Source organism: Actinacidiphila rubida (assembly GCF_900110255.1).
Taxonomy (GTDB): domain Bacteria; phylum Actinomycetota; class Actinomycetes; order Streptomycetales; family Streptomycetaceae; genus Actinacidiphila; species Actinacidiphila rubida.
This window is the reverse complement of record NZ_FODD01000028.1, coordinates 34662-51563: the sequence shown is the minus strand read 5'-3', so window position 1 is coordinate 51563 and position 16902 is coordinate 34662. Positions and strand designations below refer to the sequence as shown.

General features: G+C 73.2%; 9 protein-coding genes and 1 tRNA gene. 1 reads left to right on the top strand and 9 read right to left on the bottom strand.

Annotated features, from left to right (window positions below; genetic code table 11):
- Positions 1 to 51: 51 nt before the first annotated feature.
- The 6 genes from BMW99_RS26070 to BMW99_RS26045 all read right to left on the bottom strand — a co-directional run bounded on the left by BMW99_RS26070 (position 52) and on the right by BMW99_RS26045 (position 13021).
- On the bottom strand, positions 52 to 2718 hold the full coding sequence (locus BMW99_RS26070) for a VCBS repeat-containing protein (RefSeq protein WP_143080566.1): 2667 nt from the start codon (positions 2716 to 2718) through the stop codon (positions 52 to 54).
- 101 nt (positions 2719 to 2819) lie between these two features.
- The gene (locus BMW99_RS40860) at positions 2820 to 5981 is read right to left on the bottom strand and encodes an FG-GAP repeat domain-containing protein (RefSeq protein ID WP_143080565.1); all 3162 of its coding nucleotides are present in this window, start codon (positions 5979 to 5981) and stop codon (positions 2820 to 2822) included.
- Between the two features lie 20 nt (positions 5982 to 6001).
- Positions 6002 to 9064 (bottom strand): VCBS repeat-containing protein, encoded by a 3063-nt coding sequence (locus BMW99_RS26060; protein ID WP_075017633.1) that lies wholly within the window; start codon positions 9062 to 9064, stop codon positions 6002 to 6004.
- Positions 9065 to 9424: 360 nt separating this feature from the next.
- The gene (locus tag BMW99_RS26055) at positions 9425 to 11644 is read right to left on the bottom strand and encodes a DEAD/DEAH box helicase (RefSeq protein ID WP_075017632.1); all 2220 of its coding nucleotides are present in this window, start codon (positions 11642 to 11644) and stop codon (positions 9425 to 9427) included.
- A 231-nt stretch (positions 11645 to 11875) separates the two neighbouring features.
- Positions 11876 to 12400 carry a hypothetical protein gene (locus BMW99_RS26050; RefSeq protein ID WP_075017631.1) on the bottom strand — a complete coding sequence of 175 codons (525 nt, stop codon included), beginning with the start codon at positions 12398 to 12400 and terminating at the stop codon, positions 11876 to 11878.
- A 270-nt stretch (positions 12401 to 12670) separates the two neighbouring features.
- The gene (locus BMW99_RS26045; RefSeq protein ID WP_069463856.1) at positions 12671 to 13021 is read right to left on the bottom strand and encodes a metallopeptidase family protein; all 351 of its coding nucleotides are present in this window, start codon (positions 13019 to 13021) and stop codon (positions 12671 to 12673) included.
- A gap of 128 nt (positions 13022 to 13149) precedes the next feature.
- Here BMW99_RS26045 and BMW99_RS26040 point away from each other — a divergent pair.
- Positions 13150 to 13225: transfer RNA gene (locus tag BMW99_RS26040), tRNA-Glu, on the top strand.
- 111 nt (positions 13226 to 13336) lie between these two features.
- Here BMW99_RS26040 and BMW99_RS26035 read toward each other — a convergent pair.
- The 3 genes from BMW99_RS26035 to tdh all read right to left on the bottom strand — a co-directional run bounded on the left by BMW99_RS26035 (position 13337) and on the right by tdh (position 16672).
- Positions 13337 to 14293: a LysR family transcriptional regulator gene (locus BMW99_RS26035; protein WP_069463855.1), complete on the bottom strand. Its 957-nt coding sequence runs from the start codon at positions 14291 to 14293 to the stop codon at positions 13337 to 13339.
- A gap of 4 nt (positions 14294 to 14297) precedes the next feature.
- Positions 14298 to 15497: a glycine C-acetyltransferase gene (locus BMW99_RS26030; protein ID WP_075017630.1), complete on the bottom strand. Its 1200-nt coding sequence runs from the start codon at positions 15495 to 15497 to the stop codon at positions 14298 to 14300.
- Between the two features lie 146 nt (positions 15498 to 15643).
- The gene (gene tdh, locus BMW99_RS26025) at positions 15644 to 16672 is read right to left on the bottom strand and encodes an L-threonine 3-dehydrogenase (protein WP_075017629.1); all 1029 of its coding nucleotides are present in this window, start codon (positions 16670 to 16672) and stop codon (positions 15644 to 15646) included.
- Positions 16673 to 16902 lie beyond the last annotated feature (230 nt).

Here is a 16902-nt window from a genome sequence, read left to right as displayed (position 1 = left end):
GGGCGAACGGCCGGGGAACGGCGTGACGCGTCCCCGGCCCGACCGCCCGTCTCAGAGCAGGGACTTGTACGTCTGCCAGGCCCAGCCGATCTTCACGCGCGGCGCGAACAGGCCGCTGCCCAGGCCGTCGTAGCGCCACAGGTCGCCGTTGGCGTCGCGGGCGACGAGGTCGTTGCGGCCGTCACCGTTGATGTCGCCGACCCCCACCAGGGAGTTGTAGGCGTTCCACCCCGCACCGATGCGGACCCGGGCCTTCAACCCGCCCTTGCCGTCGCCGTCGTAGCGCCACAGGACGCCGGAGGCGTCCCGCGCCAGCACGTCCCCGATCCCGTCACCGTTGAGATCCTGCGCCCCGACAAGGGAGTTGTAGATCTGGAACCCGAACCCGATCTTCACCCGCGGCGCGAACACCCCCGCGGCGTTCCCCGCGTAGAGGTACAGGTCGCCCGACGCGGTGCGCGCCAGCAGGTCCGGACGGCCGTCGCCGGTCAGATCCCCGGGCGACACCAGGGAGTTGTAGATGTTCCAGCCGGCCCCGATTTTGTGCGCGATGCCGACGACGAAGCCACAGCAGGTGCCGTCCTCGCGGACGAGGGTGCCGGAACCGGCCGGGTTGCGGACCAGCAGGTCGTTGCAGCCGTCGCCGGTCAGGTCGCCGGTCGGGACGAACATCGACCCTGTGGGGTGGTCGCCCCCCACATCGGTGCCGGGGCCCACGCCGCCGGCGTGGGTGCCGGGGCGCAGCTGCAGTCCGCCCTGCGGGGTGAGGGCGAGCAGGTCGCCGGTTCCGTCGCTGTCGTAGTCCCGGGCGGCCGGGAGGCTCGGAGAGCGGGGCACGCCGAGCGAGGGGATCACGTGGATCGCCGACGCGGCGTCGACGTAGGCGAGTCCGCCCGCGTACTTGTCGACGGTCCACGTGACGCCGCGGTCGTCGCTCTGGGTGCCCTGCGGCAGATCGGCGACGTCGGTGGTGACGGCCGTGCCCGCATGGACGTCGGTCATCACCAACCGGCCGCCGGTGTGCCGGACCACGAAACCGTCGCCCAGCAGCGCCTGGCCGGCGGGGACGGCGACGTGCCGCCCGGTCGTCCGGTCGTACACGCCGGCCGTCGTCCCGCACGACCAGTACAGCCAGCGGCCGTCCACCTGCAGGTCGGCGTAGTTCGCACAGGCGGCCCCGGTCTGCACGGTCGCGCCGTAGGCGAGAGTGCGCAGGTTGTAGGGACGCACGGTTCCGGCGGCGCTCCCGGGGACCCAGATGGTGTGGTCCCACACGGCGGACGCGCCCGCGCCACGGGCGAAGGGGTCGTAGCCGTTGTCGAGGTTCCCCACGGCCTGCCGCCCCGCCGTGGTCGTGCCGAGCACGAGGTCGTAGCCGTCGCCGTCGAGCACGCCCGTCATCGTCATGGTGCTGGGACGCACCGACCGGGCGCCGGTCGTCGACCCCGGCAGCGGCGAGAACACCTCGTCGCCGCGGACGAACGCCACCGTTCCCTTGCCGAGGGCCTGCAGGTGCGCACCGCGCTCGGGCCCCATGCCCCACACCGTCGACGGGCCGCTGACCGAGGGGGTGGCCCCCGCCGTCACATCGCGGCCGATCAGCGGGTCGTACGCGCCGGTGTCGCTCGAGTACACCAGGCGCCCGGCACTGTAGGCGAGTTCGAAGACCCTGGCCGGAAAGGGGGCGAGGGGCGTGACGGACGTGACCGTTCCGTCGGGGGCGATCCGGCGAACCGCCCAGTCGGCCGGGCCCGAACCGCCGACGACGAGGACCGAGCCGTCCGGGGCCACGGCCAGGGTGTACACGGTGTGCCGCAGCAGGAGCGTGGCGTCGCCGCCGCCGACCGGGACGCTCCACAGGGCCCCGCCGGTCGAGTGCTTGTCCGTGTCCTCGGCCTCCACCAGGATCCGGTCACCGTCCGGGACGGGCCGCAGGACTTCGTTCGTGGCGCGTGCCGCCGCCGGGTACGGCGTCTCCTCGACCGTGCCGGAGGGATCGTCCAGCCGGACGCTGTACGCCGACGTGCGCCGCGGCGTGGCGGCCACCACCCGCGTGCCACCGAGGACCACCAGGTCGATCCCGGAGACACCCGCGAACACCTCGCGGGCCGTGGCGGTGGTGAAGTCCAGCAGGTAGACGTGCGGGACGCCGTCCACACGGAGGCTCAGTGCGGTGAGATCGCCGCCCATGTCCAGCACTTTGTCCACCGTCGCGCCCGCCGGCACCCCGGTGACCGTCCGGTCCGTGGTCCCGCCACCGCCGTCCTCGCTCACGACGTGCAGCCCGGAGCCGTCGGACGCCGCGGTCAGGATCGCGCCGGCAGCGAAGGCCGACTGGTATGTCTGTCCGTCCGGAACCGCGATGGCCGTGGTCGTGGTGGAGACGAAGTCGCCGAGCCAGACGGTCGGCGAACCGCTCGGCTGCCACGCCCGCAGACCGCGGTTGACCTCGGCCCACCGGCCCGCGGCTGTGGTCGCGCCGTCGTCTCCCGTCCAGGAGAACGCGGTCCCGGTGAAAGCGAGATAGCCCGAGTCGCCTGCCGTCAGCAGCGTCTCCTGACGAGGCAGCCACCGATCCCCCGGCTGGACGGTGATCTCCGCCAGCCCGCCGGTGTCCGCGTGGGCGACGGTCGCGCCGCCGAACGGGCCTCCGGCCAGCGCCAGCACGACGAACGCGGCAACGGCCGTACGGCCAAGGGTCAACGAACCTGTGCGCACCGGAAGTTCTCCTGAGCGTCGAAGGAGTCGAAGGGGCGGCGGAACGGGACCGGGGTGGGGTGGGGGCGTGTCCACCGCCGCGGGTGGACACGCCCCGGGCGTCAGAGCAGGGACGTGTACGTCTGCCAGGCCCAGCCGATCTTCACGCGGGGCGCGAACAGGCCGCTGCTCAGGCCGTCGTAGCGCCACAGGTCGCCGTTCCCGTCGCGGGCGACGAGATCGTTGCGGCCGTCACCGTTGATGTCACCGACACCGACGACGGAGTTGTACACGTTCCAGCCCGCACCGATCCGCACCCGGGCCTTCAACCCGCCGCCGCTGTCGCGGTCGTAACGCCAGAGGACACCGGACGTGTCGCGGGCCAGCAGGTCGCCACGGCCGTCGCCATTGAGGTCCTGGGCGCCGATCATCATCGAGTAGATCCCGTAGCCGTGGCCGATCTGCTTCCGGCTCTGGAACACGCCGTTGACGGAGGCCGCGTAGAGGTAGAGGTTCCCGCCGGCGTCGCGCGCCAGGAGGTCGGCGCGCTCGACGGAGTTCAGAGCGCCGACCGGCGTCAGGGAGTTGTAGATGTTCCAGCCGGCGCCGATCACGTGGTGCGGCGTGGCGGGGGTGAACGCCCGGCCCGGTGTGCCGTCGTAGCGGGTGAGATGGCCGGTGGCGTCCCGCACCAGCAGGTCGTTGTACCCGTCGACGCTCAGCTCCCCGATCGGCACGAAGAGGGAGCCCGACGGCCACCCCGTGCCCGAGGCGGACGTGGCCAGCACCGTGCCGGGAGCGGTTCCCGTGCCCGGGCGGACGTCGAGCCGTCCGCCGCTGGTGACGGCGAGCAGGTCGCCGCTCCCCTCACCGGTGTAGTCGTGGGCGAAGGCGGGTCGGCCGCTGACCACGACGGTTCCGGAGACGACCGCCGCCGGCCCTTGCCCGTTCGCGGGAACCAGCTTCAGCGTCCAGGTGTAGGGGCCGTTCGCGATCCCTCGGCCGGAGTGGTCCTTGCCGTCCCACACGGGACGGACGTCGCCAGGCGTGGCCCCGCCGCTGAGGCTGCGCACGATGGCTGTCGACCCCTGGCGCCGGATGTCCAGGGACCAGGAGGCGAGAGGACCGGAGGGCGTCCACGAAGGCGCCCACGAAGTCCTCGACAGGTCCGCGGACGCGGTCCCCTCACTCGCCACGACGGCGACAGGCGACTGAGGAACTCCGGAGGGGAGCACATGGGTCGCGCCGTCCGTGCCGGTCCAGGCCAGGAAGCCGCGGAACTTGTCGAGTGTCCACGTGATGTTCCGGTCGTCGGAGTAGCCGCCCGCCGGCAGCGTCGCGACCAGCCGGTCCGGGGCCGCGGTGCCGGCGTGGATGTCCGTGAGCAGCAGCTGGTCGCCGGTGTGCCGCAGGACGTAGCCGTCGCCCAACAGGGCATGTCCCGCGGGTACCGGGACGGACTTCTTGGTGGTGCCGTCCCACACGCCCGCCGGGCCGTCCGGCCCGCACGACCAGTACAGCCAACGCCCCAGCGCCTGCAGCTCGTCCGGCACGCAGGGAGCGTCGGTGGCGATCGTCGCGGACACTTTCCCGGTCGCGACGGGGGCCTGCGTCACCTGTCCCGGCACCTTCCCGGCGGTGAACAGGGTGTCGCCCCACAGCGCGGCCGCTGCCGCCGGCCGCGTGTAGAGCACCCGTTCGGTCCACATGTCGAGGACGTCCTGCGTCCCGTCGGAACCGCTGTTGTACACCGCGTGGTTGCCGCTCGCGGACAGGACGCTGCCGCCCGAGGTGTCCAGTTGGACGATGGCGCCGCGCGTCGTCTCCACCGCGTCCTTGCCGTTCCAGGACAGGATGTGGACGGCCCCCAGGTCCGATCCGGCGTCGACCAGGGTGTAGCACCGCTGACCGCCACAGCGGAGGATCATCGCGTCCTTCGCCGGGTACGCCCACACCCGGGGCAGCACGCTACCACCCGCCGGTGCGGCGCCCGTGCCCACGTCCACCGTCTCCTCGACGGCGCCCACCGGGCTGCCGGCCCCGGTCTCGACGCGGCTGAGTGTGCCGCGCCCGAGCGACAGGCCGATGTGCTCGGGGCGATAGGTGGTGAACGGGCGGAGCACCGCGGGTGCGGAGCCGTCGGCCGGAATCCGGAACGTGGCCCACGCGTCCGATCCGTTGGGCGCGTCCACGAGGGCGCTGCCGCCGGTCGACGCGCGCAAGGTGGCGGCGCCGTCGAACAGGGTCCGGGCCGCGCTGCCGTCCAGCGGCACCGCGTAGAGCGGTGCGGGCGTGGGCCCTGCCCCGGCCAGCGAAGCGTAGTGATCGAGAGCGAGGAGCGCGCCGCCGGTCAGCGCCATGTCGGCCTCGCCCGTGCCCGCGCCGGGCACGGTGAGGGTGCGGGGCGCGGCCTGAGGGTCGGTGCGGTCGTAGACCCACGCCGTCCTTCCGGCGCCGTAGCCGAAGTGGTCGGCGTCGAGCAGCAGGAGGGGGTAGTTGGCTCCCTGGTACAGGGCGGTGGGCACCGTGGTGGTCACGGACGCCGTCGCCGTGTCGATGAGCACGATCTGCTGGTTGCCGGCCTTGTCGGACGAGACCTCCGCGGTCCCCGGGAGGCTCGCGGGCTGCTGACCCGACCATCGCGCACCGGCCGGCCAGCCGGACACGACCCGGTCGTCGAGGCCGCCGGCGGCGTTCGGCGTGTAGAGGTGCGGCACAGGGCCGGTGTTCGCGGCGCCCCCGGCCGTGTCGTCCGGCGCGGCCACGAGGGCCCATCCCGTGGCGGTCGGTACGAGCTTCCTACCCTCGTCCGCCGTCGTCGGGATGGGGTAGCCGCTCCACACCTTCGTCGCGGTGTCGTACACCTCGAGAGCGAAGTCGGCCTTGACCCGCGGGTCGCTGCTGGTGGTGAGGTGGTAGACCCAGGCGTGCCCGTCACCGCTCTGGACGACTCCGACGCCGAAGGTGGCCGTCATGTTCCCCAGGTCGGAGGCGACCGAGCCGTCGGGCGCGCGCCAGGACAAGTGCGTCGGGTTCCCGTACATGTCCCAGCCGTCGGCCGTCAGGTATCCGCTCGTCGCGGCCCCGAGAACCGTCGGACCGGTGGGACCGGCCGCCGCCGCCGGCTCGACCACAGTCTCCGCCGGAGCCGATCCGTCACTCGCGTGCGCGAGCTGCGGCAGCGGACTCACCGCTGCCGCGACGACTGCCAGCGCGGCGACGAGGCCGCGGCGCACGGTGGTCCGCTGAACAGCGGCCTTGCGCACGGTCGTTCCACTCTTCATGTGTCCCCCCCATACCCTGATCAGATCAGGGACTTGTACGACTGCCAGGCCCAGCCGATCTTCACGCGCGGCGCGAACAGGCCGCTGCTCAGGCTGGAGTAACGCCACAGGTCACCGTTCGCGTCCCGCGCGACGAGGTCGCTGCGGCCGTCACCGGTGATGTCGCCGACGCCGACGATCGCGGTGTAGATGTTCCAGCCCGCGCCGACGCGGTGGCGCATCGACATGTGGCCGTAGCCGTCGGTGAGGTACTCCCACAGCACGCCCGAGGTGTCGCGGGCGATCACGTCGTCGCTGGACCACTGGTTGGTCGTGAGGTTGTGCACGCCGACGATCGAGTTGTAGATCTGGTAGCCGTAGCCGATGTTGGACCGTGTGCCGAAGATGCCCGAGGCCGTGCCCTCGTAGAGGAACAGGGTGCCCTTGGTGTCGCGGGCCACCAGGTCCGGGTAGCCGTCGCCGTTCATGTCGCCGGGCGACGTCAGCAGGTTGTAGATGTTCCAGCCCGCGCCGATGAGGTGGTGGGGCTCGGACGCGGACGGCGCCTGGCCTGCCACGCCGTCGTAACGGGTCAGGTGGCCGGACGCGTCGCGGACCAGCATGTCGTTGACGTGGTCGCCGTTGAGGTCGTCGATCGGCACGAGCGTCGAACCTGCCGGGAATCCGGACGACTTGAGCGTGGTGGCGCCGATGTTGCCGGTGCCGCTGCCCGGGCGGACGTCGATGCCGCCCGCGGAGTTCAGGGCGAGCAGGTCGCCGATCGCGTCGTTGTCGTAGTCGCGGGGGACGGCTGGGCTGTCCAGCGTCACCGTGCCGTTCACGGTCGTGGTGCCCGCCTGGCCATCGGCGGCCTTGAGGGTCAGCGTCCAGCTGTAGGCGCCGCTGGGGAGCGGCAGGCTCTGCGAACTACGTCCGTCCCAGGTGGGGGTGACCACGTCGCTGGTCGTCCCCAGGTCCGACCAGACCACCTGGCTGGCGCCCTTCCTCCGGACGTCCAGCTGCCAGGACGCGCCCGCGGAGAGCGTCCAACTGGGCTGCCACCCGGTGCCTGCGGCGTCAGCCGTCGCCGGAACGGAGCTGTTCAGTACGCCGATCGCCGAGTGCGGAACACCCGACGCCAGCACGTGCGTGGTGCCCTGCGGGTCGGTGTACGCGAGGAAGTCACCGAACTTGTCCAGCGTCCAGGTGATGTTCCGGTCGTCGGGGTACGCGCCCGCCGGGAGCGTCGCCGCGACCCGGTCGGCTGCCGCGGTGCCGGTGTGCACGTCGGTGACGACGAGCTGGTCACTCGCGTGCCGCAGCACGTACCCGTCGCCCAGCAGGGCGTGGCCCGACGGTACGGAGATCGACGTCCCGGACGTCGCGTCCCAGACGCCCGCCGGACCGTCCGTCCCGCAGGACCAGTACAGCCAGCGTCCCAGCGCCTGCAGCTCGTCCGGTGCGCAGGGCGCTCCGGTGGCCACGGTCTTCCGGACCGTGCCGGTCGCCACGTCGGCGGCCGTGACCTCGCCGGGCGTGCCGGTCGCGGTCCACAGGGTGTCGCCCCACAGCGCGGCGGCGGTGATCGGGCGCGTCGTCAGCACCTTGCCCTGCGCGAGATCGATGACGTACTGCTGACCGTCGGAGCCGCTGTCGTAGACCACGACGTCGCCGCTCGTGGAGACGATCCGGCCGTCGTGCGAACCGGGCAGCGTGAGGCCGCGCGTCCCGTCCTGCACTCTGTCGCCGCTCACCGACCGGGTCACGAACACCGCCGAGTGCGCCTGCGTGGCCCCCCCGTCCACCAGGGGCATGCAGCGTAGTGACGCCCCGCACCGCGGCGTGTTCCCGTCGGCCACGTTGGTGTCGTCGGACATCCCGCCCGCCACGGGTGCCGCGCCGGAACCGAGTGACTCGCCGTCGACAAAGGTCGTGACGTGGGTCCCCCAGCCCGTCTCCGCGCGGTAGAGCGTGCCACGAGCGAGCGAGAGTCCGACATTCTCGGGCTGGTAGGTCGGAAGTTGGTACAGGAGCGCCGGCGCCCCGCCCTGCGGGGACACCTTGTACGTGGCCACCGGGCTCTGGCCGTCGAGCAGGTCGACGAGCGCGCCGCCGTCCCCGCTGGAACGCAGCGCGCCGCCGCCGGCCAGCGGAACGGTCGCGGGACCGCCGTCCAGGGGGAGGGAGTAGACCGTGTCCCTGCCGCTGGACGGGTGCACCTGGTCGAGCAGGGTCGTGCCGGTCAGGACCAGGAACTGCTGATCGGTGGTGCTCCCCGGCAGGCTCAGGACACGCGGCGCTGCCTGCGGATCGGCGAGCGGCCACAGCTGGACCGTGTTGCCGCTCTGCCAGCCGAAGAACTCGCGGCTGATCACCGGGGTCCTGGCGGCCAAGGCCGTCAGGCCGGACGTGACGAGCTCACCGTTGTCCGTGTCGAGCAGCCCGGTCGCACGGCTGCCGTCGGCCCGTGTCAGCAGCAGGACCGCTGCACCCGGGACCGCCCGCCAGCCGCTGGCCGGGGTCGCGAGGTGCGCGTCGTCCATGCCCGTCACCGTGCGGTCGGTGAAACCGCCGTCGGCCTGCGGGTCCAGCAGGTGCAACGTCGGGTCCTGGGTGCCCGACCCGGTGGGCGGCGCGTTCACGGCGAGCATGGTCCAGCCGGTCGACAGCGGCAGGAGACCCAGCGGACGCAGGTTACCGGGAGGGGTGTAGTCCGTCTGGACGCCCGTGCCGGGGTCGAAGGTCTCGATGCGCAACCCGTCCCAGCTGACCGCCCACAGCAGTGTGCTGCCATCACCGAGCACGGTGACCCTGGGCAGCACGTCGAGCGTGCCGAAGTCCCGGACGAGCGAGCCGTCGATGGCGTACCAGGCGTAGTCCCTGCCGCCCGTGTCGGTGTCCGACGTCAGCAGGTAGCCGTTCGCGCCGGACGCGAGGACGGGGTGTCCGAGCGGTCCGGGCTTCTCTCTCGGCGCGATCGTCACCTCGGCCGGAGCCACCGCGCCGCTCGCGTGCGCGAGTTGCGGCAGCGGGCCCACGGCTGCCGCGACGACGGCGAGCGCGGCGACCAGGGTGCGGCGGAGCGCGGGGGTGGAACGGGTCAAGCGGATCAACGGGGTCCCTCTCGTGCACGTCCCCGCGTTCGCGCGCGGGGTGCTGCGGCCCGGCGGGGTACGTCAGGGCCGCGTCGGTCGAGAGGTGCCCGCGGCTCGGAGACGAGCGAGTGGGCGCGGCTGCGGCGCGCGAAGGCGCGCCGGCGCGCAGGAAGAACGGAAGCCCCCCAGCCCCTGGTCATCCCCCCGACAAAGACAGCGCACTGTAACAGGCGTCGCACCGGCCACGGAATGCCAACGGCAGGTGGACTGCGGCCGTCCGCCGCGACGACGTCCGGCAAACAGCACGGGCCCGCCCGGCCGGGAGGTGAACTCCCGGGCCGGGCGGGCCCGTTGCTGGTCGGCTAGGACTCAGCCGTTGCGCTTCCAGCGCGGCTTGCGGTCACCGAAGGTGGTGGGACGCTCGCGGTCGCGGTCGCCGCCGTAGGACGGGCGACGGTCGTCACGGTTGCCGTACGCGGGACGTGCGTCACGACGGTCGTCACGGTTGCCGTACGCGGGACGCGCGTCACGACGGTCGTCACGGTTGCCGTACGCGGGACGCGCGTCACGACGGTCGTCACGGTTGTTGTAGGACGGACGGGCGTCACGACGGTCGTCACGGTTGCCGTACGCGGGACGCGCGTCACGGCGATCGTCACGGTTGTTGTAGGACGGACGGGCGTCACGACGGTCGTCGCGGTTGCCGTACGCGGGACGCGCGTCACGGCGATCGTCGCGGTTGCCGTACGCGGGACGCGCGTCACGACGGTCGTCGCGGTTGCCGTACGACGGGCGGGTGTCGCGGCGGTCGTCGCGGTTGAACGGACGGCGGTCGTCACGGTCCCGGTGGTCGCGGTTCTCACGGTGGTACGACGGGCGCTCGTCGCGGCGGCGGTCGAAGTTGCCCCGATCGTCGCGCCGGTCCTCGCGCCGGTCGTCCCTGCGGTCGTCGCGGCGCTGGTAGCCGCCGGCCGACCGCTCGTCACGCTGCTCGGGGATCTCCGGGGCGGCTGCGGCCTGCGCCGCGGCGGCCGCCTCCGCGGCCTTCGCCGCGATCGCCTCGTCCGGGTCCTCGCCGCGCTCGCGGGCCGAGCGGGCGGTCAGCCGGTCGGCCTCCTCGCGCAGCTCGGTGGCGCGCCGCTGCAGGCGCTCCAGCTGCTTGGTCACCTCGGCGACCTCGCGCTCGGCCTGCGCCGCGGCGTTCTGCACCGCGTCGGCCTGTACGTCGGTCAGCGAGCGGGCGCCGGTGATCTGGGCGACGTCCTCGTCGAACGCGCCGGCACCGCCGATGACGTGACGCGAGGCGTCCACGCCCGCGTCCTCCATCAGCCGGAAGATCTGCTTGCGCTGGTGCGGGAGCGCCAGCGAGACGACCGTGCCGGACTGGCCGGCGCGCGCGGTGCGGCCGGAGCGGTGCAGGTAGTCCTTGTGGTCGCCGGCCGGGTCCACGTTGAGCACCAGGTCGATGCCGTCGACGTGGATGCCGCGGGCCGCGACGTCCGTGGCGACCAGCACGTTGACGTAGCCGCCCTTGAAGTCCTCCAGGGTGCGGGTCCGCGCGCCCTGCGTCATGCCGCCGTGCAGCGCGTCGGCGCGCACACCGGACTCGATGAGCTGCTCGGCGACGCGGTCGGCACCCATCTGGGTGCGGACGAAGATGATCGTGCGGCCCTTGCGGGCGGCGATGGCCGCGGTGACCGGCGCCTTGTCCTTGGGCTTCACGACCAGGACGTGGTGGGTCATCGTGGTGACGGCGCCCTGGGCGGCGTCCACCTCGTGCGTCACCGGCGAGACCAGGTACCGCTTGACCAGCGTGTCGATCTCGTTCTCCAGCGTGGCGGAGAACAGCAGGCGCTGGCCGCCGGCCGGGATGAGGTCGAGGATCTCGGTGACCTCGGGCAGGAAGCCCATGTCGGCCATCTGGTCGGCCTCGTCGAGGACCGCGATCTCCACCTGGTCCAGGGCGGCCGCGCCGCGGTTGATCAGGTCGCGCAGCCGGCCGGGGGTGGCGACGAGGATGTCGACGCCCCGCTCCAGCGCGTAGATCTGGTTCTGCATGGAGGTGCCGCCGCAGACGACCTTCATCTTCAGGCCGAGGACGTCGCCGTAGGGCTGCAGGGCGTCGGCCACCTGCATGGCCAGCTCGCGGGTCGGCGTGAGGATGACGCCGCGGGGGCGCTTGCGCTCGGTGCGGCCGCCGGCCAGCGACGTCAGCAGCGGCAGGCCGAAGGACAGGGTCTTGCCGGAGCCGGTGCGGCCGCGGCCCAGGATGTCCCGGCCGGCCATGGCGTCCGGGATGGTCGCGGCCTGGATCGGGAAGGGCGTCACCACGCCGTTCGCGGTCAGCTTGCGGACGATCGACTCGGGCAGGCCCAGGTCGGCGAAGGTGATGCCGGGGGCGTCGTCGGTGTCGTCGGCGTCGGCGGACACGGCTTCGGCGGACTCGGCTTCGGCGTTCGCCGCGGTGTTCTCGGTGGCGTCCGCGCCGGGGGTGGCGTCGGAGAACGCGTCGTGCTCGGTGAACTCGGTGTACGTGGCGTCCTGGGTGTTCTCGGGCAGGACGGAACGGTCGGCACTGTCAATGGACATGCTGAAGCAAAACCTCTCGGAGACTTACGGCACGCGCCAGCTCCACAAGGGTTGCTTACAACCGCCTCGATGCGGTCAGCCACAGGAGATTAGGAACGCGCCACGCGGCGCGCTTCGGAATCAGGCGCCAGGCATCGGGAATGGGGGTCAAACGATCTACCAGCATACGCATCAAAGGCCCGAAGTGCCAATCCCCTCCGGAACCCGGCTCTGACCTGGCCGGTCTCCCGCTCAGGGGGTGCTGGAACCGGCCGTACCGCCGGCGCCGGCGGTGGAGTCGCTCGGTGACGGGTCGGTCGGGCCGGAGCTCGTGGTGGAGGCGGGCGGGCTGGTCGGACCGGTCGGACCGTCGCCGGTCGGCGAGGGCTGGACGGTGGGCTGCGGCGACGTCGAGGTGCCGCCGGCGGGCGGCAGGACGCGGGTGCGGGGCGCGCCCGGCGAGGACGGCGAGGACGGCGAGGTGGACGCGGACGCCGACGCGGTGGCCGTACCCGAGACGGTCGGCGACGGCGACATGCCGTCCGCGCCGTTCCCGCGCCCCCGCCACGGGGAGCCGTGCCCGCCGCGCGGGCCGCCGGCGACATGGCCGCCGCCGGGCGCGGAGGTCCGGCCGGGCGCCTTCGGGTCCGTGCCGCCGGTGCTCACGCAGGCCGCGACGCTCGCCGCCAGCAGCGCGACGAGCGCGGCCGACCGGACTCCCGCCGCACGGGCACGGGCACGGGCATGCGGGGTTCCGGCGGGGGCGGGAGAGGGCATGCGCGCGGACCTCGGGCTCGGTACGGGGCCGGCGGGCGCGCGGGCGCAGCCCCGCCGGGCGGGCTCGCGGTGTCCAACGCCGCCACCCGCGCCAGGACACGCCCGGCACCACCAGGGGGCGGCGGGTTCGGCCGACTGGCCCAGTGCCCGTGACGGGTGTGACCCACGAGGCACCGCGCCCCCGAGCCCGCCCGGCGCGCGACGCGCCCCACCCCGAGCCGGGAGGGACCGCGCCACGCGCGACGCGCCCCACCCCGCGCCGGGCGCGGCTCAGCCGTAGCCGAGCGCGTGCAGCCGCTCGTCGTCGATGCCGAAGTGGTGGGCCACCTCATGGACGACGGTGATCTCGGTCTCCTCGACCGCCTCCTCGCGCGTGTGGCACATCCGCAGCGTCGGCCCGCGGTAGATGGTGATGCGGTCGGGCAGCACGCCCGCGTACCACTCCCCGCGCTCGGTCAGCGGGGTCCCCTCGTACAGGCCGAGCAGATCCGGGTCCGAGGGATCCGGCTCGTCCTCCACGAAGACCGCCACGTTGTCCATCAACCGGGTCAGCTCGGTGGGGATCCGGTCCAGCGCCTCGCCGACCAGTTCCTCGAAGTCCTCGCGGCTCATCTCCAGCACACGCCCATTGTGTCGTGCGCCACCCTCGGGAGCCGAGCCCTGAATGGTTTTGCCGAACGAGCGGGCCGTCCCATATGCTTCCCCCGTCCCCGAAGTGCGCCGAAAGGCCCACCACGGCCGGCCATTCAGCCCTCATCGTCTAGTGGCCCAGGACGCCGCCCTTTCAAGGCGGTAGCACGGGTTCGAATCCCGTTGGGGGCACCACAGATCACTCCCGCCACCGGCTGCGACCGGGGGCGGGATTCTTCGTTCCGGGCAGCGGCCGGGCCGGGACGGTTCCGGGCTCGCTGCGGGCCGGTGCCGGACGGGTTCGGGCTAGCTCACGGGACCGAGGGCGGCCGGCAGGGCCGGGGGCGGACCGGCCGGCGGGATGGCGCCCGAGGCGCTGCGGAGGGCCTCGAGGACCGGCTGCAGCAGCGGGTGCCCCTCGGAGCCGCGGCGCACGGCCGCGAAGACCCGGCGGGTGGCCACCACGCCGTCGACGGGGCGCACCGCCGCCTGCGACAGATCCATGTCGCGCAGCGCCGAGCGCGGCACCAGGGCCACGCCCGCGCCCGCGGCGGCCAGCGTCACCACCGCGCGGAAGTCGTCGGAGAAGTGCTCCAGGCGCGGCTCGAACCCGGCGTACTCGCAGGCCAGGACCATCACGTCGTGGCAGGGGTTGCCCGCGTAGGGGCCGACCCAGGGGTCCTCGGCGAGAGCGGCGACCGGCACCGTCTCGGCCTCGGCGAGCGGGTGGTTGCGCGGCAGCACCGCGTCGAACGGCTCGGCGTACAGCGGGACGCGCAGCAGCCGGCGGTCGTCGGGGCGCGGGGCGCCGCGGTACTCGACGGCGACCGCGATGTCGGCCTGCCCCTGCAGCACCATCGGCAGGCTCTCGTCGCCCTCGGCGTCCCGCACCCTGACGCGGATGCCGGGGGACGCCGTGCGCAGGGCCGCGATGGCCGGGGCGAGGACGACGGAGATGCCGGTGGCGAACGAGGCGACCGTCACGTCACCGGCCTCGCCGGAGGTGTACGCGGCGATCTCCGCCTCGGCGCGGGAGAGTTCGGCGAGGACCGCGCTCGCGTGGCTGAGCAGGATCTCGCCGACGGGCGTGAGCCGCACACCCCGCGTGTCGCGCTCCAGGACCTTGTGGCCGGTCTCCTGCTCCAGTGCGGCGATCTGCTGGGAGACCGCCGACGGCGTCAGGTACAGCGCGGCGGCTGCCGCCGTGACCGTCCCGTGGTCGGCGACGGCCTGCAGGGTGCGCAGCCGCCGTGCATCGATCACCCGTTCATCCTGCCAGATCGGCCCTCGCGGCGACGAACGCGGCGACGGCCGCCTCGACGTCCTCGGTCGAGTGGGCCGCGGACAACTGGACGCGGATGCGGGCCTTGCCCTGCGGGACGACGGGGTAGGAGAAGCCGACCGCGTACACGCCGCGCTCCAGCAGCCGGTCGGCGAGCGCGCCGGCGACCGCCGCGTCACCGATCATCACCGGGACGATGGGGTGGTCGCCGGAGAGGATGTCGAAGCCCTCGGCGGCCATCCGGGACCGGAACAGCGCGGTGTTGTCGGCCAGCCGGGTCCGCAGGTCGCCCGCGGACTCCAGCAGGTCGAGGACCTTCAGGGAGGCGGCCGCGATCACCGGGGCGAGGGTGTTGGAGAACAGGTACGGGCGGGAGCGCTGGCGCAGCAGCGCGACGATCTCGGCGCGGGCCGCGACGTAGCCGCCGGAGGCGCCGCCGAGGGCCTTGCCGAGGGTGCCGGTGAGGATGTCGACCCGGTCCATGACGCCGTGCAGTTCGGGGGTGCCGCGGCCGCCGGGGCCGACGAAGCCGACGGCGTGGGAGTCGTCGACCATGACCATCGCGCCGAACCGGTCGGCGAGGTCGCAGATCTCGCGCAGCGGCGCGACGTGGCCGTCCATGGAGAAGACGCCGTCGGTGACGACGAGCATGCGGCGCGCGCCGCCGTCGGCCGCCTCCTTGAGGCGGGTCTCCAGTTCGGCCATGTCGCGGTTGGCGTAGCGGAAGCGGCGCGCCTTGGACAGCCGGATGCCGTCGATGATCGACGCGTGGTTGAGGGCGTCGGAGATCACCGCGTCCTCGGCCTCCAGCAGCGTCTCGAAGACGCCGCCGTTGGCGTCGAAGCACGAGGAGTAGAGGATCGTGTCCTCCTGGCCGAGGAACGCCGACAGGCGCTGCTCCAGCTCCTTGTGCACCTCCTGCGTGCCGCAGATGAAGCGCACCGACGCCATGCCGTAGCCCCAGCGGTCCAGGGCCGCGTGGGCGGCGGCGATCACGTCGGGGTGATCGGCCAGGCCCAGGTAGTTGTTGGCGCAGAAGTTGAGCACCTCGCCGGGGTGGCCGCCCGCGGTGACGGTGACGGTCGCGGACTGCGGGGTGCCGATGACGCGCTCGGGCTTGTGCAGTCCGGCGTCGCGGATGCCGTCGAGGGTGCTTTGCAGGTCCGCGCGGACGGTGTCGAACATGGAGGGCTCCCTGGGGGTCGTGGTCGGCGAGGCGGGCGGGCGGAGGCCGCCGGGGTGCCGGGTGGCCGGGCTGCGGCCGGGCGGGGTGGGGCGGAGTGGCGGGGTGGCGGGCCGCCGCGGGGAGGCGGCCCGCCGGAGGGGGAGGGTCAGACCGTCCAGTCCAGGATGACCTTGCCGCCGCGGCCGCCCGCCGCGTCGGCGAACGCGGCCTCGTGCTCGCGGTAGTCGTAGCGGCCGGTGATCACCGGGCTGAGGTCGAGGCCGCCCTCGAGCAGCACCGACATCGCGTACCAGGTCTCGAACATCTCGCGCCCGTAGACGCCCTTGATGGTGATCATGGACGTGACGATCTTCGCCCAGTCGACCGCGAACTCCTGCGAGGGCAGGCCCAGCATCGCGATCCGGCCGCCGTTGGTCAGGTTGGCGATCAGGTCCCGCATGGCCTCGGGGCGGCCGGACATCTCCAGGCCGATGTCGAAGCCCTCGCGCAGACCCAGCACCTGCTGGCCCTCGGCGACGGTGGTCTCCGCGACGTTCAGCGCGAGGCTCACGCCGATCTTCCGGGCGAGCTCCAGGCGCTCCTCGCTGACGTCGGTGATGACGACGTTGCGGGCGCCGGCGTGCCGGGCCACGGCGGCGGCCATCAGGCCGATCGGCCCGGCGCCGGTGATGAGCACGTCCTCGCCGACGATCGGGAAGGACAGGGCGGTGTGGACGGCGTTGCCGAACGGGTCGAAGATCGCGGCGACGTCCAGGTCGACCGGGACCTTGTGCACCCACACGTTGGTGGCGGGCAGGGCGACGTACTCGGCGAACGCGCCGTCGCGGCCGACGCCGAGACCGACGGTGGCGCGGCACATGTGGCGGCGGCCGGCCAGGCAGTTGCGGCACTTGCCGCACACCAGGTGGCCCTCGCCGCTGACCCGGTCGCCGACGGCGATGTCCTCGACGTCCCGGCCGGTCCCGACGACCTCGCCGACGAACTCGTGACCGACCACCAGCGGGGTCGCGATGGCCTGCTGCGCCCATCCGTCCCACGCGCTGATGTGCAGGTCGGTGCCGCAGATGCCGGTCCGCAGGACCTTGATCAGCACGTCGCCGGGGCCGATCTCCGGCTCGGGCACGTCCATGAGCCGCAGACCCGGCTCCGCCTTCTCCTTGACCAGCGCTTTCACCGTCGAGTCTCCTGTACGAGAGGGGAGCCCGGGGCGGTACGGGGGGATATGAGCCGGGCGGCACCACCCTGCCCCCGGGGCCGGGGTCCCGTCCATCGATGAATTCTTAAACCCGGCATTAGGGTGGCTTCACGCCCGGCAGGTCCCACGCCCGGCAGGTCACGCGGGCGGGCGGGGACGCCCTGGGCCGCCGAGGACGATCGCGGCCGCCGCCCGGCGAAGAGCCCTTC